The following is a 22,090-nucleotide window of genomic DNA, read 5'->3' on the forward strand; positions in this document are numbered from 1 at the left end:
TAAATGTCGCTACAAATATAAATAAAAAACAATTTGTTACAAATATAACATCAAAAAAAACACTTAAAAATGATAAAATGCATCTATAAGGTGCTCAATGGCAAAAGCTTTGCCTTCTTTATGAATGGCAATGATGTCAAAACGGACGTTAATGTCCAAATCTTTTTCGATTACATACGCATCTACCGCCTTTACCAGAAGTTGGATTTTTTTAGGTTTTACAAAATCCTGGGGTAAACCAAAATCTAAAGAAGAACGGGTTTTGACTTCGACAATGGCGAGTATGTTTTCTTTTTTTGCAATAATATCAACTTCCGCTTTTTGGAAAGTCCAGTTGGTTTCTAAAATAACATAGCCGTCTTTCTGTAGATACTCTACAGCCAACTCTTCCCCTAATTTCCCTAAATCATTATGTTCAGCCATGAAAAATAGTGTTCAATATTTAGCCGCAGTATGTATAGATCTGCAATCAGAAACCGTTAATCAATTTTGTTATTCAAAAACAACGCTTGAACTATTTTTCCCCACATTTAAGCTTACTTTACTACCTAGTACCAAGGCTCTGTTGTCACGAATATGTCCTGCGGGAAAACTGTAGAGGACTGGAATATTATATGTTTTAGTCACATCTTCTATGATTTGAACAGCATTTTTTCCCCAAGGAATATCATTGTCTTTCATGTCTGACATGGAGCCCACTATAATTCCTTTTATGCTCTCTAGGCAGCCATTGCGTTTTAAATTCATCATCATACGATCCACGTGATATAGATATTCATCTAGATCTTCGATAAACAAGATTTTATCTGTGCAATCGATCGCTGACTGAGATCCCAATAAACTATAAAGAATGGATAAGTTTCCACCTACTAATTCGCCTGTTGCAGTCCCCATTCGATTCATTGGGTCAGGAGCAACTTGATAAGACAATTGGTTTCCAAATAATGCGATTTTCAAACTTTCAACTGCTTCTTTTGAGGCGCGTGCTGTCGTGACGGGCATGATTCCGTGTATGGATTTAAAACCCATTGTATTCAAATGATTATGCAATACGGTAACATCACTAAAGCCAATAATCCATTTTGGGTTTTGTTTAAATTTGGTAAAATCTAATAAATCTACCATTCTGACCGTACCATATCCTCCTTTTACGCACCAAATTCCTTTGATGTTAGGATTGTCTAATTGCTGCTGGAAATCAGCAGCTCTTTGTTCATCCGTTCCTGCAAGTTGGTTTTCATCTAAACCAATTGTACTTCCTATAACGACTTCTAGTCCCCAACTGTGTAATAAATCAATTGCTGGTTTAAGATTGTCGTCAAGGTTTTTTCTGGCTGTAGCCAAAATGGCGATGGTGTCTCCTTTTTGTAAAATAGGTGGTGTTGTCATTAGTGTACTAGCTTGGCTGTTGAAAGATTCTAAAATAAAAAATAAAAACAGGAATTTATATAAACCAAACGTACTGTTTATAGATGAAGATCGAGTAGTGTGCATATTTTTGTTTTCCTTATTTATTAATATCAGTGTAGTCTATAATAATAGACAAAAACAAAGATAAGCAAATTGAAAATAAATCTGAGTTTGTTATTCAAATGAAGTATTTTTACTAGGAGTTAACATAAGTTTTGAAGTATTTCCTGTTGAGAGTCTATTTTTAATATGTCAGATATGAGATTTTTACGATTGTTTTCCTGTTTTATTTTACTCTTTTCATTGACAAATACTTTTGCTCAGCAAAAAAATTACGCCATACATACATTGGCATTTTATAATTTTGAAAATCTTTTCGATACCATCAATGACCCCAATACTAATGATGATGAATGGACGCCAAAAGGAGCGCAGCATTGGACTTCCAAAAAGTACCAGCAAAAACTGCTGAATCTTTCGAGGGTTTTACTCGAAATTGGTTCTTCTGAAAATACCAATTCGCCGACTTTTATAGGTTGCTCTGAAATTGAAAATAGGGGTGTCTTAGAGGATTTGATTAAAGAACCCAAACTGATCAATAAAGAATACGGAATTATTCACTTTGATTCTCCTGATAAGCGGGGTATTGATGTGGCCTTATTGTATCAGAAGAAATATTTCCGACCAACCACTTACACCAATATACCTTTGAATGTATATCGAAAGGAAACCCCAATTAAAGCGGTAACAAAAGTGGAAGCGAATGAAAGAAGTGATGATAGTTTGGTTGTGAGCGACCAAAACAATCGTGTATTTACGCGTGACCAATTGCTGGTTACTGGTTTTCTGGATGGTGAGGAAATTAATATTATTGTCAATCACTGGCCTTCTCGTTCTGGTGGTGAAAAAAAGTCTAGCCCTTTTAGGGAAGCTGCAGGGGCACTAAATCGAAAAATTATCGATTCCTTACAACGAATCAATCCAAATGCAAAAGTGATTACTTTAGGAGATTTAAATGACGGACCTTTTAATAAAAGCGTGAAACTTGCTCTGGGCGCCAAAGCCAATAAGGCAGATGTTCTTCCTTTTGGAGTATTCAACCCATTCGAAGATATGGCTAAAAAAGGATTGGGAACCATAGCATACCGAGATTCGTGGGATATTTTTGACCAAATCATGGTGTCTCAATCATTAATTGAAAATGACTTCAGTTCTTTTCGATATTGGAAAGCTGGGATTTACAACAAATCTTTTTTGATACAAACTTCCGGCCAATACATAGGTTATCCGAAACGACACTCCGCAACTGAAGTTGGTTTTAGTGATCACTTTCCCGTTTATATCTATCTGATTAAAGAAATGAAGTAGAAGTAAGTCAAAGAAAGAAGTAGAGAAAACCCATAGCGTAGATAATAATTTATAAAATTTAAGGCATCCTACTTTTTAGTAACTTAGCAACTCATAAATTAAACACACAGTCAAGATGTCCATAGCAAAACCGTTCAACCTAAATAAATGGATTGATGAAAACCGTCATTTATTAAAACCACCAGTTGGTAATCGTAATTTATACAGAGAATCAGGGGATTATATTGTCATGATTGTTGCGGGACCTAATGCCCGTAAAGATTATCATTACAACGAAACCGAAGAGTTATTCTATCAGTTAGAAGGGTCGATAAAAGTAGTCATTCAAGAGGATGGGGAGCGCAAAGAAATGGAACTAAATCCTGGTGATATGTACTTGCATCCTGCTAATGTTCCTCATTCTCCAGTACGTTCAGAAGGCTCAATAGGATTAGTAATTGAACGCAAAAGAGTAGGGAAGGGATTCACTGACGGACTGCAATGGTATTGCGACAATTGCAATCATAAATTGCACGAAGTACGTTTTGAACTTCATAATATCGAGAAAGATTTCTTACCTCACTTTGAACATTTCTATGCTTCAGAGGAATTAAGAACCTGTGATAAATGCGGTACAGTTATGGAAGTTGACCCTCGATTTGTTGCCAAAAAATAGTTTTTTCAGGAGCTATTTCCCGTCATCCGCTGTATTCCCGATTAATAAAAACTACGGCTTGAAAAAAAGCCTTGTTTTTCTAAATCGGGAGATGCCGCTTCTACCGGGGCTAGGGCTGATTAAGTACGATTATAATCTGTAGATAAGTTTAAGCGTTTAAGAAATATAAGATTTTTACCAAAGAGAAAAATGGAAGTTAGCGATTAATTTTTGCTTACATAACGCTATGTATTCTTTTTAAAAAGTGTAACGCCTTTTAGCGACAACACTATCTATGTCTCTATGTGGTAAAAAAAAATAATAAACTCAAGGTGTTAATCACAGTTCAAATCGCTTTCCTTGTTCAGGGAAAATAAATTCCAGACCCAAATCATTTTGCTTTTTCAATTGTGCTTTAATTTTCGCGAAATTCTCAGTTGGAGGTTTCATGTGTGTAATGATAATTTTAAAGCCTTTCAAAGCACCTTTTCCTGCAAGATCACTTAGAGTATGAAGCTCTTTCATGAGATATTTTGGAGTTAAATGCCCAAATAATTGCGAGTCGGATTGCTCATTAGGAAATGAAACTTCAATAAAAATTCCTTTTAATGTTCTGTTTTTAATTAAAGGAGCTATTTCCGTCCATAGCAAACTCAACTTATTGCTTTTCTCAATTTGATCCGCACCAGTATCACCTAAATATAAAGCGTAGGCATTGTCATTTTTAATTAAAAAAGCAGTGCTTTCAAAAGGGTTCACATGACTTAGTGGAAACGCTTTTACAGTCATTGTCGTATTTGTAATTGGAGTTTGTTCTTTAGGGTTTAATGTCTGAAAATGGTATTTTTTTATTTGATAGCCAGTTCCTTGATCTCCAAAATTAGCCCAAGTTTCGCCATTAAAATAATGTTTTTGCATCATTTCCATACAATCTTTGGTTGCGTAAATGGTTTTTGATGAATCGGCAGGTGAATTAATAATCAAACCCGCAACATGATCTAAATGCGCATGGGATATTAAATAGCCTTTGATGTATTTTTTTAAAACAGCTTCAGACGAAATTTTAAAAACATTGTTCTCAATCGCTTTTTCAATTCCAGCATGTATTGTTCCTGCATCAAGACAAATAAAATCGTTGGTGTTTAAAGGTGCTATTAAGTAGGCTGAAAGATTTTTTTCATCAATTCCACCTTTTACACCTAAATGGACAATTTGGAAATTTGTTTTTTGTACCTTTTGAGAAAAGCTATTCATCGAGATTAGAATCAAGCAAATCCAGAAATTTTTTAAAAGTGCCATGCTTTATTGTGTGTAATTAGGAATTAATTTTCAGTCTATAAAATTAGGTTCTTCTTTCCAAATAGAAGCTTTTTTTAGTAAATCAATTTTAAATCGTCAAATTGGTCTAATTTTACTTAGATTTTAACAATTTAATTCGAGAGAAATTCAACTCGAAATAATATCTTTACAAAATAATATAACAATTTTAACTAAAAAAGTTACAATGACAACAATAGCAAATCAATTCGGAATGAAAGAAGCTTTGGCACAATTGGGCATAAAGGACATAAATGAAGGTACTTCAACAGGTTTAAATCATTTTTCAAATGGAGAAATCCTGGAAAGTTATTCTCCTGTAGACGGACAATTGATAGCGAAAGTGAAAATGTCAACTGCTGCTGATTACGAAAAGGTAATGCAAACAGCAACAGAGGCTTTCAAAACATTCAGAACGATGCCAGCTCCACAACGTGGTGAAATCGTGCGTCAGTTTGGAGAGAAATTACGTAAAAACAAAGAAGCTTTAGGTAAATTGGTTTCTTACGAAATGGGGAAATCATTACAAGAAGGATACGGAGAAGTTCAGGAAATGATTGATATCTGTGATTTTGCAGTGGGTCTTTCGCGTCAATTGCATGGTCTGACAATGCATTCTGAACGTCCAGGACATAGAATGTACGAACAATATCACCCAATGGGAGTTGTTGGGATTATTTCAGCTTTCAACTTTCCAGTAGCTGTTTGGGCTTGGAATACAGCCTTGGCTTGGATTTGTGGTGATGTTTGCGTTTGGAAACCATCAGAAAAAACACCTTTATGTGGAATTGCCTGTCAGAATATTATTGCTGAGGTGATTAAAGAAAATAACCTTCCAGAAGGGATCTCTTGTTTAATCAATGGAGATTATAAAGTGGGAGAAATGATGACTAACGATAAACGTGTTCCTTTAATTTCTGCAACGGGTTCAACTCGTATGGGGAAAATTGTGGCGCAAACCGTTGCTGGACGTTTAGGTAGATCATTATTAGAGTTAGGTGGAAACAATGCAATCATTGTGACTCCGGATGCTGATATTAAAATGACGGTTATTGGAGCTGTTTTTGGAGCAGTAGGAACAGCAGGACAACGTTGTACTTCAACTCGTCGTTTGATCATTCACGAAAGTATTTACGATAAAGTAAAAGAAGCGATTGTATCAGCATACAAACAATTACGCATAGGAAACCCATTAGATGAAAACAACCATGTAGGTCCCGTAATCGATAAGCATGCAGTGGAGATGTACAACAAAGCTTTAACAAAAGTAGTTGCCGAAGGAGGGAAAATCCTTGTTGAAGGTGGTGTTCTTTCTGGTGAAGGTTACGAAAGTGGCTGTTATGTTAAACCAGCAATTGCTGAAGCAGAAAACTCATTCGAAATCGTACAACACGAAACTTTTGCACCGGTATTGTATTTGCTGAAATATTCTGGGGACGTTATGGATGCCATCGCAATCCAAAACGGAGTGGCTCAAGGATTATCTTCTGCAATCATGACTAATAACTTACGTGAAGCAGAATTATTCTTATCAGTTGTAGGTTCAGACTGTGGAATTGCCAATGTAAATATCGGAACTTCTGGTGCTGAAATTGGTGGTGCTTTTGGTGGAGAAAAAGAAACTGGTGGCGGACGTGAGTCTGGATCTGATGCTTGGAAAGTGTACATGAGAAGACAAACCAATACAATTAACTACACAACAAGTTTACCTTTGTCACAAGGGATAAAATTTGATTTGTAAGAAGTAGTTATAATAAATAAAAAAAGGCAATTTGAGTTTTCAAATTGCCTTTTTTTATTTCTGGATCTTTCGTAATCTTCAAAAGAATCGTTCTACTTTTATGATTTTAATTTGATCTATAAATTAAAAGAAGCACCAATGTTTAATGTAAACTGATTGTTTAAGTTATGTCCAAAATCAGTACTATTTTTGTCATATTTTGCAATAGGCACTCCAGCCTCTCCAAACAATCCAAAACCGTCAGTAAAGAAATAACGGAAACCTAAATGGGCACCAAAATTTTTCAATCCTAAGTCTAATCCTGGATAGATATCCATATTTGGCTCCAATTGCATAACACTTCCTAGGTGCGCATTAAATCTAGCTTTTAGATCAACACGATCTCCAAAAGAAGGATTCTCATCATTCAATGGGTTTGTACGTACTGATAACAAGTAATTAGCGGTAAGTCCTAAAGACATATTTTCCCCAATCCCAAAATCAGACGATAAAAAAATACCAGTTCCGCCGTCTTGTAGATTAAGACCAACTTGTCCTTTAACATCTCCGTTTCCTTTGAAGGCTTGAGCATTAATTAGACCAAAACATAATAGTAATGATAATGTAATAATTTTTTTCATAATTCATGGAAGTTATAAATTCCGGGGCAAAATTAGTTTAATAAATTCTAATTACGGCCTTTTTCATCGAAATACAGTGCGTTCAACGGTTCGCTTTGCCAGAATTCTTTAGTGTTGATATCCATAATGGTCAAAGGTCCTTTGAAAGCAGCTCCGGTGTCTACGTTCCAAACGCAAGCCATTTGCACAGGAACAGTTTTTCCGATGCGTGTAACAGGGGTGTGTCCTATATAAATTTCATCATAAAGTGTTAAGCGTTTAGGGTACAATAAATCATTGGGTTTGATGCTTCGGTCTAGTGCTAGAGCAGTTTCCCATAGGGTTCTATCCCAGTAAAATAATTTTGGGTAGAACTCATAAGCAACGCCATTCATATTTGTAAACCCCGCATGAACAAATAGACGGTTTTTTTCGTCAAGATGATAATCTTGTAAGGATTCCAAGAAGTCAATATGCAATTTCTTCCTTCTTGAGTCTACCTCTTCATAAGCCATGACTGTCGCTTCTCCACCATGTTTGTACCACAATGGGTTGTCTTTGTTGTCTTTAAGCCAATGAAGCAGGAGTTCATCGTGATTCCCACGAATGAAAATACAGTTGTTTGTAGTGTTCAATTCGATTAAGAAATCGATAACCTGCGGAGATTGGCTCCAGCCATCTACATAGTCTCCTAAAAAAATTAAGCTATCTTGTGGAGTTACCTTCGCTCGTTCCATTATTTGGTGCAGCGCGCGCAAACCGCCGTGTATGTCGCCTATGACTAATGTTCTCATTTAGTGTGTTCTCAATGTGGTTTTCTAAAACAGTAGAAATACCGTTTTTTATAATTTATAAAAATAGGTAAAAGAGTTTGTACCAAAGAATTTTTAACTGTTTTTTTCGATATTATAGAAGCTAAAGTAGCTCAATTGGTGCTGTAATTTATTACTTATTTGTTGAAAATTCTATTGGATTAGGATTTTTGAGGCTACTCATTTTAAAAAGCAATTAATTTTATTTGCCCAAATTGCAAAATATTAGTTTAAAAACGACTGTTTTTAACCGCATTAAAATATACCCACTTTTAATGATTGATTAGAATGAAAATTAAAGCTAACTTTATAAAAAATTTAAAACGCCAGATAAATGAATGCAATTATCGCTTTTTCACTTTTAATTATAGAAATGATATGCAGTTTTATAAATGACCTCTTATTTGGTTAAAAACATCACTTCATGGCTTTTTTTGGTGTAATTAGGAGATTAGTCTTAGCTCTTCTCAATCTAATTATTGTCTTAAGTCTACTGCTATAGTAATTTTTGGTTTAGAGTTCTTTCAGTGTGCTTTAAAAGCATTTGGCTACTTACTGCATGTCATATTTCATCTTCCTCAAAATCCGCATGGCTTCTTTAAAGGACAAATATATTTGTCTATAGGGTTTCAAAAGCGGTTTGGCTTCAATTAGCTTTTCTTTGGCATCATCAAATCCGTTGAGGTAGCAAATCATGAACGTAGAAGGCAAGTTTTCAAGATCTTTACGTTCCCTTTCTGTCAATGGCTGCTCTTTTTTCAATTTTTTTAATAAGGCAATATTCGAGTTGTAAATGTGGTAAAGCATTTTACGGTTGAACCCGATGGCTCAAACTTGTCCTCAAACGTTAGCGCAGGTATTTACCTGTGCCCGCAAAGGTGAGGAAATACAGTAAAAAGTTGTGGCAATTAAAATGCTCCATTTTTTTGTTTAATTTTAAAATAAAAAGGTCAACAAAATACAAAGCAACAACTACTGAAGAAGCTTATTTTGTAACTATAACAACTGTGGGTTGGGTAGATGTATTTACAAGATTGAGTCAAAAAAATAATATTATTCGTGCCTTGCAGTATTGTCAAGAAAATAAAGGCTTGGAGATATATGGTTATTGCATTATGTCTTCTCATATTCATTTGCTTTGTAAAGCCACTAACAATTTTATTTTGTCGGATGTAATGCGGGATTTGAAGAGATTTACTTCTATAAAAATCATACAAACAATTCAGGAAGAGCCAGAGAGTAGAAGAGAATGGATGCTGGAATATTTTAGAAAAGCATGCGAACATTTAAAAAAAGAACAAAAATATAAAGTATGGCAAAACGGCTATCATGCAGAACATATTTATAGTAACAAATTCATACGTCAAAAACTAGATTACATACACAACAATCCTGTAAAAGATAGAATTGTTACTTTAGCAGAAGATTATTATTTCAGTTCTGCTAGAAATTATGCCAGTTTAGATAACGATTTAAAGGTGATTTTGTTAGATTTGTTTTGACAATCTTTGTGGGCACAGGCAAATGCCTGCGCTAAAGATTATAGGATTTATACTATGTAATGGGACATGCTTTTAAAAGTGGTGTACCGCAAAAAAAGTTGAAAAATGCTTTCACGGCGTTTCAATCTTGTTTTTTAACTTATGTAATTCCTGTCTTTGAACATAGTTGTAATAAATTTAGCACTCCACAAACATCCAAGAAAGCAAGAAGATAAAATGGAAAAAATTACACCTATGATGCCGTTGTTTATTGTGGCTTTATTTATATTTTTCACAGCAAATTATTTTTTAAAAAAAGATAAAAGAGATAATTTAGGTAAAACCAATTCTGGATCCGAAATGGATTTTAATAAATATATAAATATTAAAACTAAATATGCTAAAATATTTTCTCTAGTCATTATTATTTTTATAATATCAAAAATATTTTTTATTCTGTTTGTATAATCGAAAAAAAACGCGCTATCGGGTACTTTAAAAGAATTTGGCCGTTTACTGCACGTCATATTTCATCTTCCTCAAAATCCGCATGGCTTCTTTAAAGGACAAATATATTTGTCGGTAGGGTTTCAAAAGCGGTTTGGCTTCAATCAGCTTTTCTTTGGCATCATCAAATCCGTTGAGGTAGCAAATCATAAACGTAGAAGGCAAGTTTTCAAGATCTTTATGTTCCCTTTCTGTCAATGGCTGCCCTTTTTTCAACTTTTTTAATAAGGCGATATTCGAGTTGTAAATGTGGTAAAGCATTTTACGGTTGAATTCCGGTGGCTGAAAAAGCATTTCGCTTTCTATCTTATAATAGCCATTCTCGTAAAAAAAGATGGTTTGTTTCTCTAATGGGTAATAGCTAGTCTTGTCGTTCAATCCCAGCGGTACATATTCAATAATCGTAAAATAATCATCGTCATAAGATATCGTGACCACGTCTTGTGCCGAATAAAACAACTTTACTTGTTCATTGATAAGCTCAATATCAACACGTGACAAATAGATTTTATCACGCACCTTTTTTGGGATTCCAGCCCAGCAAATGATGAATAACTCCTTAAACACTTTGTATTTTGGCGCCATGTCCTTGTGGCGAAAATTCATGAAATCAAAAACACCGTCAAGGGTGTGTTCTATGTTGTTTCTGGAGCCGTTTTCAATGCCGATGACTGTTTCGGCGTTTTGATAACTCCTTTCAACTTTAGCTACTGTTGGTGTCGTATTGCTTCCTATTCTTATAAAAACGCTACCAGCAGGGATGGTATGAATCCCTTTTTTAAAAAACGAACTGTTTTTTTTGGGTTTTATTGTGACTAGTCCTACGACCTTATCTTTGGGTAAACTTGGGAAGGGGACATTCTCATATTGAATTTTAGGCGGGTTTTCAAGATAGGCATTTACTAAATTCTGGATGTGACTGTCGTCAAAAAAGTCATCACCCACAATTTCGTTATCTTGATCTTCAACTCCCACAACAATATAAGAGTTGTTTGTGGGATTCGAATTTGACAATGCGCATATATGCTTCAAAAACTTCGCTTTTCCCTCACGAGTATGCAAATTCAACTGGCGTTTTTTATCATAAAAACTGCACTCATCATTATAGGCGAGCAGGTTTTTGATTAAAAGACGTTTGTTGATCATTGATTAAATTAATTTTTATTGACAATTGTCGATGATGCTTGGGCTGTACTCATAACTACTAGATCGGCAATATTAATATGGTAAGGTCTGGAAACTACGAAATGAATAATGTCAGCAATATCTTCAGCTTGCAAGGGCTCAAAACCTTTGTATACATTTGATGCTCTTTCAGAATCTCCTTTGAAACGTACTTCACTAAATTCGGTTTGTACCATTCCGGGATGAATGGCTCCGACCCTTATTCCGAATTGGTTTAAGTCCATGCGCATTCCTTGGTTTAAAGCATCAACGGCATGTTTTGTGGCACAATAGACATTTCCGTTTGGATATACTTCTTTTGCGGCAGTAGAACCAATATTGATAATATGACCAGATTTTCTTTCAATCATTTGTGGAATTATTGCTTTCGAAACATACAAAAGTCCTTTTACATTAATGTCTATCATGGCGTCCCAATCGTCTATATCTCCAGTTTGAATTGGATCTAAACCATGGGCGTTACCTGCATTGTTAATCAGAATGTCAATTTTAGAAAAAGCTTCAGGTAAAGAATTGATTTGCTCTGAAACAGCTTTTTTATCCCGAACATCAAAATGCAGGGTGTGCACTTCAGTCAATTTAGAAAGTTCCGTTTCTAGCTCGGCCAATCGGTCTTCTCGTCTTCCGCAAAGGACTATTTTATAGTTATTTTTAGCTAATAGTTCAGCTGTGGCTTTACCTATTCCGCTGGTGGCACCAGTTATTAGTACTGTCTTATTCATAATTTGTATTTCTATTTAGTTCGTATATAGGTCCCTGGGGGAGACTAAAAAAAAAGAATCAACAACACAGAAACATAGAAAGAAAAGAGCTGGAGAGTCCAATTCTTGGATTCACATAGCTATTGTTTTCTCTAATCGAGTCAAACGCCTTCCTAATTTTATAAAATCTATGTTTCTATGTGGTTAAAAAATTAAACAAATTGAACTACACCCACCGATTATACATATAAAAATATATACGTTAGAGGAAAAGGGAATAATTTGAAATTTGTAAGTGGGTAACTATAAGCCTGATTTAAGGCACATCTTCTCCCATACTTTCTGACCAAATGGCAAACCAATCTTCTTTTTCGAGTTCGAGTTCGACCGCTTTCATCAAAGACTGAATTCGGGCTACATTTACAGTTCCGGCAATCGGAATCACTTTTGACGGATGTTTCAAAACCCAAGAAAGCAAAATTGTGTCAGAGCCTAAATGGTATTTCGAAACTAATGTAGCTAGTAATTTTTTCAATTTATGTGTTTGAGGAATGTCTTTTCTGAAAACACAACCTAGTGGATTCCATGACATAGGGCGAATATTATGCATTTGCATATAATCAAAGCTACCGTCAAGCATTGGTTCAAAATTAGTGGCCGAAAATTGAACTTGGTTATAACTAATTTCCGTTTTCTGACGAATCAATTCTGTTTGTGAAGAAGTAAAATTCGAAAGTCCAAAATCGATTATTTTTCCCTCAGATTTTAGTTTTTCAACTGCTTCAGCAATTTCATCAGCTTGCATCAATGGGCTGGGTCTGTGTAGCAAAAATACATCTAGATAATCAGTTTGCAGGTTTTTTAACGATTGTTCAACGGAACTAATAATATGCGCTGTAGAATAATCATAATGTTTGACAGTGTTGTCTCTGTTTTCTGACAGCATCTGAATTCCGCATTTAGAAATTAATTGCATTTTTTCTCTCGCTATTTTGCTAGAAGAAAATGCTTTTCCAAAGTCGGCTTCCGTGGTGTATGAACCATAAATATCGGCATGATCAAAAGTCGTGATTTTGTTTTCAAGGCATACGTGAATCATGTTTTCCATTTCCTTTGAAGTGAGGTTTTTATCCCAAACTCCCCAATTCATAGTACCCGCAATTATAGGTGATAATGTTGTTTTATTCATGGTTTTATTGTTTTAGTAAAATCTGCATTTATGCGATTCCGAAGTATATTTTTCAAAGTTCTTAAAAATATAAAAATTGTATCATAATTCGACCTTAAAATTAGGGCATTTGTCGAAGTTTTAACCATTTTTTAACATCTTACCTCTAAAAAATAATTCAATTTGCACTCTCAAAAGTAAGGCATTAAATTCAAGGTTTTAAAAATATCAATATGGAAGAAAATACATCGACTTTAGACATAAGAGCAATCAATGAAAAAATAGAAAGAGAGAGCGCTTTTATCGACCTTCTGACTATGGAAATGAATAAAGTGATTGTGGGTCAAAAGCACATGATCGAACGATTGTTAATTGGACTTTTAGGTCAGGGACATATTTTATTAGAAGGTGTTCCGGGATTAGCAAAAACGCTTGCTATAAACACACTTTCACAAGCAGTTCATGGTTCATTTAGCAGAATCCAGTTTACACCAGATTTATTACCTGCAGATGTTGTAGGAACCATGATATACAACATTAAACAAAATGAATTCTCTATTAAAAAGGGACCTATTTTTGCAAATTTTGTTCTAGCGGATGAGATTAACCGTGCGCCAGCCAAAGTGCAATCAGCATTATTAGAGGCGATGCAGGAAAAACAAGTGACTATTGGTGATACCACTTTTAAGTTAGAGAGACCTTTCTTAGTTTTGGCTACTCAAAATCCAATTGAACAAGAAGGAACGTACCAACTTCCAGAAGCACAAGTCGATCGTTTTATGTTGAAAACGGTTATTGACTATCCTAAAATGGACGAAGAGCGTTTAGTTATTCGCCAAAATCTAAAAGGAAGCTATGAGAAAGTGAATCAAGTTGTTTCTGTGGAGCAGATTTTACGTGCACAAGAAGCGGTTCGTGAAGTATACATGGACGAAAAAATAGAAAAATACATTCTTGATATTGTTTTTGCCAGCCGTTTCCCTGAGAAATATAAATTAGCAGATTTGAAACCATTAATCAGTTTTGGAGCTTCGCCACGTGGAAGTATTAATTTAGCTAATGCGGCCAAATGTTACGCTTTCATAAAACGACGCGGTTATGTTATTCCTGAGGATGTTCGTGCTGTTGTACATGATGTATTGCGTCACAGAATTGGGATTACTTATGAGGCAGAAGCAGAAAATATTACTTCTGTTGATATTATTAATAAAATCATCAACGAAGTAGAAGTGCCTTAAAGTTTGTTTAATGTTTAAATTTTTAGCTTGTTGAAAGACGAGCTTGAAACATTAAACTTTTAAACTTTAAACAAATTATAGAATGGATACAAAAGAGCTTTTAAAGAAAGTACGTAAAATAGAAATTAAAACCAGAAGATTGAGTGATCATATCTTTTCTGGGGAATACCATACTTCATTCAAGGGGCGTGGAATGACGTTCAGTGAAGTACGACAATATCAATACGGAGACGATATTCGTGCTATTGACTGGAACGTTACGGCACGTTACAACGAAGCACACGTCAAAGTTTTTGAAGAAGAACGCGAATTGACGATGATGTTGATGGTTGATATTTCAGGCTCTGAGAGTTTTGGTTCCCAAAAACAATTTAAAAAAGACATTGTTACTGAAATAGCTGCAACAATGGCTTTTTCAGCTACGCAAAACAATGATAAAATTGGATTGATTTTGTTTTCGGACCAAATCGAATTATATATTCCGCCCAAAAAAGGACGGTCGCACGTTTTGCGCATCATCCGTGAATTGATCGAATTCCAGCCTGAAAGCAATAAAACAGATATTGCCCAAGCATTGAAGTTTTTATCAAGCACCCAAAAGAAGAAAGCCATCGTGTTTATGATTTCTGATTTTATGTGTGAAGATTATGAACAAACCCTCAAAATAGCCTCCAAGAAACATGACATTACGGGTATTCGAGTATTTGATATTCGGGAAGAAAAAATGCCCAATATTGGCATGGTTTCGATGCTTGATGCCGAAACGGGGATGACAGAATTGATAGATACCAGCTCTAAAACAGTGCGACTCAATTATGAGAAATTTTATAGGGTTAAAGTGAATTATTTTAAGGAAACCTTCAGCAAATCAGGTTCAGGTGTTGTCAATACCAGGGTTGATGAAAGCTATGTCACAAAATTGTTGGGTTATTTCAAATCGAGGTAGAGATGTAAGATTTACGATTTTTGATTTTTGATTTCAGATTGAAAATAAAAGCAGCAAATGAACAAACAAGAACTAGAAAGCAGATTAATAGTTTTTGCCGCAACCATAATTATTGTCGCAAGTAAATTTGAGAAAAACTATGCAGGGAATCATCTGGCTGGACAAATAATAAGATCAGGAACTTCACCCGCATTAAATTATGGGGAAGCCCAAAGTGCAGAAAGTAGTAAAGATTTTATTCATAAAATGGGTATTTGTCTAAAAGAGTTAAGAGAAACATTTGTGTGTTTGAAAATAATTGAAAAATCAAATTTGATCTCGGATTTAAATTATTTGTCAATTGCGAAAAAAGAAGGAAATGAGTTAATTTCTATTTTCGTTTCAAGTATAAAAACAGCTAAAACAAATTTGAAATAATTAAGATTTTAGAGATGAAAACAAAACATGATTTTAGACAGATCTGAAATCAAAAATCGTTAATCAAAAATCTGAAATCTAAAATTTCAAGAATAAAATATGAAAAAAAACATATACTTACTATTACTGCTTCTTTCCACTGCTATTTTTGCTCAGCAAAAAAGATTGGAAACAAGTATCGATACAACAAAGAATAAAATTGGTGCCGAGTTTAAATTAACCATAAAAACTTCGGTGGATACTTTGTCTAAAGTTGTTTTTCCTAATCTTAAAAATATAGGCGCTCTTGAAGTGATCCGTTCTTATCCAATTGATACGGTTAAAAAAGACGACCGCTATGAACTAATCAAGAAATACGGATTGACCCAATTTGATTCAGGGAAATATTCGATTCCGAGTATCAAGATTTTCATCAACAGCAAACCGTATATGACGGATTCACTTTTGGTGGAAGTCGCGAATGTTCAGGTAGATACTTTAAAGCAAAAAATGTATGACATTAAAGGCATCACACCCGTAAAGAGCTCCTTGGGCGACTGGTGGAAATACCTGCTGATTTTTGCTTTAATCCTTGGTATTGGGGCATTGGTGTATTGGTTAGTAAAAAAACAACAAAAGAAAAAGATTGAAGAAGAGGTATATAAAACTCCTATCGAAAAAGCGACCAGTTTACTGAACAGCTTAGAGAAGAAAGAGCTTTGGCAAAAAGGAGAGGTAAAAGAATATTATAGCGAATTAACTGATATTGCTCGAAATTACATCGAGGAAGCAATAGAAATTCCTGCTATGGAAAGTACTACTTCAGAATTGATTTTGGGACTTAGAGCTGCTTCTGTCCGAAAAAAAATGACGGTTTCGCAGGAAACTATAGAAAATCTGGAACGAGTGTTGAAACAAGCCGATTTAGTGAAATTTGCTAAGTCAAAACCGTTGGACTACGAAATAGCGGAGGATAAAAACAAGATACAAAAAGCAATCCTAACACTGGACAGTTCTATTCCTGTTGAGGTTGAAATTGAAGAAGATGCGATTCTGAATGAAGCACAAAAACAAAAACAGATTCAAATTCAATTAGAACAAAAGAGAAAAAGAAGAATTTTAATTGCAGCTGCTTCAGTTCTATTCTTACTATTAGCTACGACGAGTTATTTTATCGTGACCAAAGGGTTTACTTATGTGAAAGATACAATCATAGGAAACTCAAGTAAAGAATTATTAGAAGGAGAATGGGTAAAAAGTACCTACGGAAATCCAGGGGTTGTTATTGAAACTCCTGAAGTTCTGAAAAGGATAGACTTGACAAAATCATTGCCTAAAAACGGATTGGCGCTCATTAAGGAAATGAATTCTTTTGCCCTTGGCGGAGTTTCTGACGAGTTTTACCTGATGGTTTCTACTTATAAATACAAACAAGATTCGACAGCAGTTGATTTAAAAAAATCATTAGAAGTGACCTTGCAAACATTAGAATCACAAGGGGCGCAAAACATGATTGTGAAACAAGAAGATTTTGACACGAAAGAAGGCGTAACCGGGATTAAAGGATATGGTACTTTTTCGAGAGTAAATGACAAGTCAATAGGTAGCGAAAAATTATATTATGAGATCGTATTATTCAGTCAAGAAGGAGGATTACAACAAATTATGATTTTCCATAAAGACGGGGATTCTTATGCAACAGAAATAGTAGACAGGGTGATGAGCTCAGTCGAATTAATACAACTAAGTAAATAATGACGAATATAACTTTTCTAAATCCTGAGTTTTTCTGGTTGTTTCTTTTGATTCCAATTGCCATTATCTGGTTGGTTTTTAAAAGAAATGAGCAATCGGTGACTTTAAAAATAAGTTCGATTCAAGGATTCAAGGGATCAACATCTTTATTGGCAAGGCTAAAACCTTTTTTGAGCGTACTGCGTTTATTGGCGTTAAGCTCCTTAATTGTAGCCATGGCAAGACCAAGAACAGTTGACATAAGCAACAAAACAAAAACGACTAAAGGAATCGATATTGTTATGGCAGTTGACGTTTCTGGGAGTATGCTAGCCAAAGATTTGAAGCCAAACCGAATGGAAGCGCTAAAAAGAGTGGCGGCTGATTTTGTGGATCAAAGACCTAACGATAGAATAGGACTTGTGGTTTATGCCTCTGAAGCCTATACGAAAACTCCCGTAACCAGCGACAAAGCGGTGATTCTTGAGGCCATTAAGAGTATAAAATACGACAACGTATTACAAGATGGAACAGGAATAGGGATGGGATTAGGTACGGCTGTCAACAGATTGAAAGACAGTAAAGCCAAAAGTAAGGTAATTATCCTTTTGACAGATGGTGTTAATAATGCGGGTTTTATTGAACCAGAAACCGCGGCAGATATTGCCAAACAATATGGAATAAAAGTATATACTATAGGAATAGGAACAAATGGTATGGCGGAATTTCCTTATGCTGTTGCTCCAAACGGTCAATTTTTGTTCCAAATGATGAAAGTGGAAATTGATGAGAATCTAATGAAAAGTATCGCTAAGAAAACAGACGGAAGATATTTCCGTGCAACAAGCAATAGTAAGCTAGCTGAAATTTATGGTGAAATCAATAAATTAGAAACTACCGAAATCGAAGAACTTAAGTTTTATGATTACGATGAGAAGTATAGACCTTTTGTTTGGCTTGCAGGATTTTTATTGTTGGCTGAAATTGGTTTAAGAAATACAGTGTACAAAAGCTTCATATAGTTTGTTGAAAAATGGAGTAAAGAGGGTCATAAATGACACTCTATGATTTAAAATAATTTGGTGTGCTTTGTGCTAAAACTTTGCGCCCTTTGTGTTTGAAAAAATTATGGAATTAGACGAAAAAAAATATTTATACCTGCTTTTCATTATACCATTAGTAGTGTTGCTGTTTCTATACAATTTATATTGGAAAAGAAAAAAGCAACGTGAATTTGGAGATTTAGACGCAATAAAAAGGTTAAGTCCAGAGAAATCTACTTTTAAACCCACTTTTAAACTGGTAGTTATTCTTTTGGCGTTGGCTGGATTGATACTAGGATTGGTAAATCCAAAAATAGGGACCAAAATGGAAACGGTGAAACGGGAAGGAATTGATATCGTTTTTGCGATGGATGTTTCTAAAAGTATGCTTGCCGAGGATATAGCTCCAAGCCGATTGGAAAAAAGTAAGCAGATTGTTTCCCAAATTATAAACCAATTAGGTAGTGATAGAATAGGGATTGTAGCTTATGCAGGAAGTGCATTTCCAGTCTTGCCGATAACGACTGATTACAGTGTAGCCAAAATGTTTTTGCAAAGCATGAATACCGAAATGGTTTCTTCACAAGGGACGTCTCTTGATGAAGCAATCAAACTATCAGCTACATATTTTGACGATAAGAGCAAAACGAGCAAGTTGTTGATTTTGATTTCTGATGGTGAAGACCATTCTGAAGGAGCGCAAGCAGCAGCGGAAGAAGCCAATAAACAAGGAATGCGAATCATTACAATTGGTCTTGGAACTGAAAAAGGAGGAACAATTCCTTTAAAAAAGAACGGTATTGTTGAAAGCTATCAGCGAGACAATAATGATCAAGTTGTAGTTACTAAATTAAACCGTGCCAGTTTAGAGGCAATTGCTAAAGCTACAAAAGGTGGTTATGTGAATGGAAATAACACTAAGGAAGTGTTGGAATATATAAAAAACACTTTGGATAAAATTCAAAAAACCGAATTTGAATCTACACAAATGGCCGATTTTCAGTCTCAATTTCAATGGTTTCTTGGAATCGCGTTCGGTTTGTTGTTTTTAGACTTTTTCTTGTTGGAAAGAAAAACGAATTGGGTTAGCAAGTTAAATTTATTTAACGAAGAAAAGTAAATTCCTATTGCTTCAAGCTTTTTAGAATTAACAGAATTAAATTAAAATGAAGAACATTAAAAAACACATATTTGCCTCTTTCTTGTTTCTCCTATGGGGTCTGGGTGGAGTATTTGCACAAGAGAAGGATAGAAGTCTACCTAAAGCAAATGGAGAATATGGCGAAAGTAAATTTGCAGATGCTGAGGCTAATTATAGAGTTTCGAATTCGAAATTTCCTGGTAGAGCCATCGCTTCCTATAATTTAGGAAATGCAATATACAAGCAAAACCAAGCTTCGGAAGCGAAATATGCCTATGCAAAATCAATAAAAAATGCCAAAACAAGACCTCAAAAACATAAAGCTTTCCATAATATGGGAAATGTTTTTATGAAGGAAAAAAATTATACTGAGGCAGTAGAGGCTTATAAAAATGCATTGCGTAATGATCCCACGGACGAGGAAACAAGATACAACTATGCCTTAGCCAAAAAGATGTTAAAGGAAAATCCTCCTAAAGACGATAAGAACAAGGATAAGAAAGACAAGGACAAGGATAAAAAGGATCAGGATAAGAAAGATCAGGATAAGAAGGACAAAGACAAAAAGGACGAAAAGGGAGACAAGGATAAGGATAAAAAAGACGAAAAGGATAAAGACGGAAAAAACAAGGACGACAAATCTAAAGATCAAGAGAAACCAAAGCCAGCTCCTGGCGGAATTTCCAAACAAAGATTAGAAAACCTTTTGGACGCGGTCAGTAATGAAGAAAAGAAAGTGCAAGACAAAGTAAATGCTTCTAAAGTTAAAGGGAAACCTACAAAAACAGAGAAAGATTGGTAATCAATTTTATTAGTTTGGAAATTTAGTAATGCAACTATAGAATTTAAAATATATCCGGTAAGGAAAGATTGAATAAGAAAATGAAAAGATATTTGATTTTAATACTAATCAGTTTTCAAGGACTTTTGGCTCAAGTGCAGTTTGAAGCCAAAGTCAGTAAAACAACACTTGGATTAAACGAAAGACTTCGTATTGATTTTGCCATGAATATTGATGGCGATAACTTTAATGAACCTTCTTTTGATGGATTTAGAGTAATTGCAGGACCTAGCCAGCAAGTGAGTCAATCATGGGTAAATGGTAGGAGCTCTTTCGAAAAAATCTATTCCTATTATTTGTTACCAAATCAAAAAGGGAACTTGGTAATCAAGCAGGCTACAATTGAGTATAATGGACAAGTATATAAAACATCTCCTATAAAAATCAACGTTACTGCAGCTGTAGAGCAACCTAAAGATCCTAATGATACCAGTGTTTCTGCAGATAATAACGTATATCTTGTTGCCGATATTTCTAAAATGAATCCCTATGTCAACGAACCAATTACGATCGTTTATAAATTGTATTTTACCAATGTGGGAATCTCCAATTTTAGAGAATTAAACAAGCCTAAATACAATGATTTCTGGAGTCAAAACATAGAAATTAAGCAACTTGTTGCCGAAGAAGGCATGTTTAAAGGCGAAAATTACCGTTTTGTTGTATTGAAAAAAACAGTTTTGTATCCTCAAAAATCCGGTAAGCTTAGTATTGAGCCTTTGTCAATGGATATTGATGTGCAACTCCCTAGCAATAGAAGAGATGTGTTTGGTCGAATGATCTTGACTGAAGGGAATAAAAGAGTATCAGCTGGAGCAAAAACCATAACGGTGAAAGCACTACCGGAAAAAGGCAGACCAGATGATTTCTCAGGGGCAGTGGGTAATTTTGATTTTAAAGTTACACCTAGCAAAACAAACCTTAAAAACGGGGAAAGTCTTGATTTAATAGTGAGTGTTACAGGTAAGGGAAATATGAAGTTATTTACTTTGCCAAAACCGGTAGTTCCTAATGCATTAGAGATGTATGATGCTGTTCACAATGAACAAGTCAATACTTCGTTGTCAGGAATGTCAGGAAAGGTATCAGACAGTTACACAATTGTACCGCAATACAAAGGAAACTATCCTGTTAAACCGATGCAATTTTCTTATTTCGATTTAGGATCTGGAACATACAAAACGATAACTTCTGATGAGGTAATGATTAATGTGCTTGAAGGACCTACGGATACCAGAACTGCTGAAAATGGTAATTCGAAGAACAATAAAAATAGAATTTCAAGCCAAGAACAATTCAAGTTCATAAAACTAAAAACGAATCTTTTGGCGAAAGCTCAAAATGATTTCTTTGGTTCTCAATTGTATTTTGGTTTAGTATTGTTGCCGTTTTTAATGTTGCCTCTAATTGTTTTATTCAAAAAGAAAAAAGAAGCTATTGATGGTGATGTCGTAGGAAATAGGATTAGAAGGAACAATAAATTAGCTAAGAAATATTTGTCGGAAGCCAAGAAACAAATCAATAACAAGGAGCCTTTTTATGTTGCCTTAGAAAAAGCGATGCATAATTTCTTGAAAGCTAAATTGCATATCGAAACTTCGGAAATGAGCAAGGACAATATAAAAGAACTGTTATTAGGCAAAAATGCGAGTTCAGAAGGGGTGAACGATTTTATTGCTCTTACTGAAAATTGTGAAATCGCTAGATATGCTCCTGCCTCAAGCACGACAATTCAGAAGGATTATGATAAGGCGGTTGCAATAATATCAGAACTGGAAAAGCAGATATAAAATTGATGATCAGCTATACAATTGACAATTGAAATAAA

The 22,090-nt window shown here is 34.8% G+C and carries 21 protein-coding genes and 1 pseudogene; 13 read left to right on the forward strand and 9 right to left on the reverse strand.

All coding sequences use genetic code 11. From position 1 onward, the window contains the following. Window positions 1–63: 63 nt before the first annotated feature. Window positions 64–423 carry a YraN family protein gene (locus BLV91_RS01795; protein WP_091428923.1) on the reverse strand — a complete coding sequence of 120 codons (360 nt, stop codon included), beginning with the start codon at window positions 421–423 and terminating at the stop codon, window positions 64–66. A gap of 69 nt (window positions 424–492) precedes the next feature. After that, on the reverse strand, window positions 493–1,494 hold the full coding sequence (locus BLV91_RS01800) for a S66 peptidase family protein (protein WP_245709583.1): 1,002 nt from the start codon (window positions 1,492–1,494) through the stop codon (window positions 493–495). Window positions 1,495–1,668: 174 nt separating this feature from the next. On the opposite strand from BLV91_RS01800, the gene BLV91_RS01805 reads away from it, so the two are divergent. Together BLV91_RS01805 and BLV91_RS01810 are read left to right on the forward strand one after the other, a co-directional pair. Next, window positions 1,669–2,778, forward strand: coding sequence for an endonuclease/exonuclease/phosphatase family protein (locus tag BLV91_RS01805; RefSeq protein ID WP_091429130.1), 1,110 nt, complete (start codon window positions 1,669–1,671; stop codon window positions 2,776–2,778). A 115-nt stretch (window positions 2,779–2,893) separates the two neighbouring features. After that, window positions 2,894–3,433, forward strand: a complete 540-nt coding sequence (locus BLV91_RS01810; RefSeq protein ID WP_091428925.1) for a 3-hydroxyanthranilate 3,4-dioxygenase — start codon at window positions 2,894–2,896, stop codon at window positions 3,431–3,433. Between the two features lie 318 nt (window positions 3,434–3,751). On the opposite strand, the gene BLV91_RS01815 is transcribed toward BLV91_RS01810, so the two are convergent. Then, complete coding sequence (locus tag BLV91_RS01815; RefSeq protein WP_175513928.1) at window positions 3,752–4,711, reverse strand: MBL fold metallo-hydrolase; 960 nt, start codon at window positions 4,709–4,711, stop codon at window positions 3,752–3,754. Window positions 4,712–4,916: 205 nt separating this feature from the next. Here BLV91_RS01815 and amaB point away from each other — a divergent pair, with 205 nt between their 5' ends. Then, window positions 4,917–6,470: an L-piperidine-6-carboxylate dehydrogenase gene (amaB, locus tag BLV91_RS01820; protein ID WP_091428928.1), complete on the forward strand. Its 1,554-nt coding sequence runs from the start codon at window positions 4,917–4,919 to the stop codon at window positions 6,468–6,470. A 116-nt stretch (window positions 6,471–6,586) separates the two neighbouring features. Here the strand turns inward: amaB and BLV91_RS01825 are convergent, their stop codons facing one another. The 3 genes and pseudogenes from BLV91_RS01825 to BLV91_RS01835 form a co-directional block, all read right to left on the reverse strand. Then, window positions 6,587–7,090: a DUF6646 family protein gene (locus BLV91_RS01825; protein WP_091428931.1), complete on the reverse strand. Its 504-nt coding sequence runs from the start codon at window positions 7,088–7,090 to the stop codon at window positions 6,587–6,589. A 47-nt stretch (window positions 7,091–7,137) separates the two neighbouring features. After that, the gene (locus BLV91_RS01830; RefSeq protein ID WP_091428932.1) at window positions 7,138–7,863 is read right to left on the reverse strand and encodes a metallophosphoesterase family protein; all 726 of its coding nucleotides are present in this window, start codon (window positions 7,861–7,863) and stop codon (window positions 7,138–7,140) included. Between the two features lie 570 nt (window positions 7,864–8,433). Beyond that, window positions 8,434–8,700 (reverse strand): annotated as a pseudogene (locus tag BLV91_RS01835) (DUF5929 domain-containing protein); the annotation flags it as partial. A gap of 107 nt (window positions 8,701–8,807) precedes the next feature. Between BLV91_RS01835 and BLV91_RS01840 the strand changes: the two are divergent. Further along, complete coding sequence (locus BLV91_RS01840) at window positions 8,808–9,383, forward strand: REP-associated tyrosine transposase (RefSeq protein WP_245709584.1); 576 nt, start codon at window positions 8,808–8,810, stop codon at window positions 9,381–9,383. 216 nt (window positions 9,384–9,599) lie between these two features. After that, window positions 9,600–9,830, forward strand: a complete 231-nt coding sequence (locus BLV91_RS01845; RefSeq protein ID WP_175513929.1) for a hypothetical protein — start codon at window positions 9,600–9,602, stop codon at window positions 9,828–9,830. Between the two features lie 45 nt (window positions 9,831–9,875). Here BLV91_RS01845 and BLV91_RS01850 read toward each other — a convergent pair whose 3' ends face one another. The 3 genes from BLV91_RS01850 to BLV91_RS01860 form a co-directional block, all read right to left on the reverse strand. Beyond that, window positions 9,876–11,015 (reverse strand): ATP-binding protein, encoded by a 1,140-nt coding sequence (locus BLV91_RS01850; protein WP_091428936.1) that lies wholly within the window; start codon window positions 11,013–11,015, stop codon window positions 9,876–9,878. A gap of 8 nt (window positions 11,016–11,023) precedes the next feature. Next, window positions 11,024–11,776: an SDR family NAD(P)-dependent oxidoreductase gene (locus tag BLV91_RS01855; RefSeq protein ID WP_091428939.1), complete on the reverse strand. Its 753-nt coding sequence runs from the start codon at window positions 11,774–11,776 to the stop codon at window positions 11,024–11,026. Between the two features lie 295 nt (window positions 11,777–12,071). Further along, complete coding sequence (locus tag BLV91_RS01860; protein WP_091428941.1) at window positions 12,072–12,944, reverse strand: aldo/keto reductase; 873 nt, start codon at window positions 12,942–12,944, stop codon at window positions 12,072–12,074. 212 nt (window positions 12,945–13,156) lie between these two features. Between BLV91_RS01860 and BLV91_RS01865 the strand changes: the two genes are divergently transcribed. The 8 genes from BLV91_RS01865 (at window position 13,157) to BLV91_RS01900 (ending at window position 22,052) form a co-directional block, all read left to right on the forward strand. Continuing rightward, entirely contained in the window at window positions 13,157–14,161 is a 1,005-nt protein-coding gene (locus tag BLV91_RS01865; RefSeq protein ID WP_091428945.1) for an AAA family ATPase, read from the forward strand. 82 nt (window positions 14,162–14,243) lie between these two features. Beyond that, window positions 14,244–15,107, forward strand: a complete 864-nt coding sequence (locus BLV91_RS01870; protein WP_091428947.1) for a DUF58 domain-containing protein — start codon at window positions 14,244–14,246, stop codon at window positions 15,105–15,107. 57 nt (window positions 15,108–15,164) lie between these two features. Then, window positions 15,165–15,524, forward strand: a complete 360-nt coding sequence (locus tag BLV91_RS01875; protein WP_091428950.1) for a four helix bundle protein — start codon at window positions 15,165–15,167, stop codon at window positions 15,522–15,524. Window positions 15,525–15,623: 99 nt separating this feature from the next. Beyond that, entirely contained in the window at window positions 15,624–17,258 is a 1,635-nt protein-coding gene (locus BLV91_RS01880; protein WP_091428953.1) for a hypothetical protein, read from the forward strand. Next, a complete protein-coding gene (locus BLV91_RS01885) occupies window positions 17,258–18,259 on the forward strand; it encodes a vWA domain-containing protein (protein WP_091428956.1) in 1,002 nt (333 codons plus the stop codon). The genes BLV91_RS01880 and BLV91_RS01885 overlap by 1 nt, the downstream gene beginning before the upstream one ends. Before the next feature lie 106 nt (window positions 18,260–18,365). Further along, on the forward strand, window positions 18,366–19,400 hold the full coding sequence (locus BLV91_RS01890; RefSeq protein ID WP_091428960.1) for a VWA domain-containing protein: 1,035 nt from the start codon (window positions 18,366–18,368) through the stop codon (window positions 19,398–19,400). 46 nt (window positions 19,401–19,446) lie between these two features. Next, window positions 19,447–20,223, forward strand: coding sequence for a tetratricopeptide repeat protein (locus BLV91_RS01895; protein ID WP_091428963.1), 777 nt, complete (start codon window positions 19,447–19,449; stop codon window positions 20,221–20,223). A gap of 80 nt (window positions 20,224–20,303) precedes the next feature. After that, window positions 20,304–22,052 carry a BatD family protein gene (locus tag BLV91_RS01900; protein WP_091428965.1) on the forward strand — a complete coding sequence of 583 codons (1,749 nt, stop codon included), beginning with the start codon at window positions 20,304–20,306 and terminating at the stop codon, window positions 22,050–22,052. Window positions 22,053–22,090 lie beyond the last annotated feature (38 nt).

Source organism: Flavobacterium degerlachei, assembly GCF_900106645.1.
In the GTDB taxonomy this organism is placed as follows: domain Bacteria; phylum Bacteroidota; class Bacteroidia; order Flavobacteriales; family Flavobacteriaceae; genus Flavobacterium; species Flavobacterium degerlachei.

Excerpts from the sequence above, each read along its gene's own strand:
- BLV91_RS01795 (WP_091428923.1), bottom strand. The coding sequence starts at position 423 with ATGGCTGAACATAATGATTTAGGGAAATTAGGGGAAGAGTTGGCTGTA.
- BLV91_RS01800 (WP_245709583.1), bottom strand. The coding sequence starts at position 1,494 with ATGCACACTACTCGATCTTCATCTATAAACAGTACGTTTGGTTTATAT.
- BLV91_RS01805 (WP_091429130.1), top strand. The coding sequence starts at position 1,669 with ATGAGATTTTTACGATTGTTTTCCTGTTTTATTTTACTCTTTTCATTG.
- BLV91_RS01810 (WP_091428925.1), top strand. The coding sequence starts at position 2,894 with ATGTCCATAGCAAAACCGTTCAACCTAAATAAATGGATTGATGAAAAC.
- BLV91_RS01815 (WP_175513928.1), bottom strand. The coding sequence starts at position 4,711 with ATGGCACTTTTAAAAAATTTCTGGATTTGCTTGATTCTAATCTCGATG.
- amaB (WP_091428928.1), top strand. The coding sequence starts at position 4,917 with ATGACAACAATAGCAAATCAATTCGGAATGAAAGAAGCTTTGGCACAA.
- BLV91_RS01825 (WP_091428931.1), bottom strand. The coding sequence starts at position 7,090 with ATGAAAAAAATTATTACATTATCATTACTATTATGTTTTGGTCTAATT.
- BLV91_RS01830 (WP_091428932.1), bottom strand. The coding sequence starts at position 7,863 with ATGAGAACATTAGTCATAGGCGACATACACGGCGGTTTGCGCGCGCTG.
- BLV91_RS01845 (WP_175513929.1), top strand. The coding sequence starts at position 9,600 with ATGGAAAAAATTACACCTATGATGCCGTTGTTTATTGTGGCTTTATTT.
- BLV91_RS01850 (WP_091428936.1), bottom strand. The coding sequence starts at position 11,015 with ATGATCAACAAACGTCTTTTAATCAAAAACCTGCTCGCCTATAATGAT.
- BLV91_RS01855 (WP_091428939.1), bottom strand. The coding sequence starts at position 11,776 with ATGAATAAGACAGTACTAATAACTGGTGCCACCAGCGGAATAGGTAAA.
- BLV91_RS01860 (WP_091428941.1), bottom strand. The coding sequence starts at position 12,944 with ATGAATAAAACAACATTATCACCTATAATTGCGGGTACTATGAATTGG.
- BLV91_RS01865 (WP_091428945.1), top strand. The coding sequence starts at position 13,157 with ATGGAAGAAAATACATCGACTTTAGACATAAGAGCAATCAATGAAAAA.
- BLV91_RS01870 (WP_091428947.1), top strand. The coding sequence starts at position 14,244 with ATGGATACAAAAGAGCTTTTAAAGAAAGTACGTAAAATAGAAATTAAA.
- BLV91_RS01875 (WP_091428950.1), top strand. The coding sequence starts at position 15,165 with ATGAACAAACAAGAACTAGAAAGCAGATTAATAGTTTTTGCCGCAACC.
- BLV91_RS01880 (WP_091428953.1), top strand. The coding sequence starts at position 15,624 with ATGAAAAAAAACATATACTTACTATTACTGCTTCTTTCCACTGCTATT.
- BLV91_RS01885 (WP_091428956.1), top strand. The coding sequence starts at position 17,258 with ATGACGAATATAACTTTTCTAAATCCTGAGTTTTTCTGGTTGTTTCTT.
- BLV91_RS01890 (WP_091428960.1), top strand. The coding sequence starts at position 18,366 with ATGGAATTAGACGAAAAAAAATATTTATACCTGCTTTTCATTATACCA.
- BLV91_RS01895 (WP_091428963.1), top strand. The coding sequence starts at position 19,447 with ATGAAGAACATTAAAAAACACATATTTGCCTCTTTCTTGTTTCTCCTA.
- BLV91_RS01900 (WP_091428965.1), top strand. The coding sequence starts at position 20,304 with ATGAAAAGATATTTGATTTTAATACTAATCAGTTTTCAAGGACTTTTG.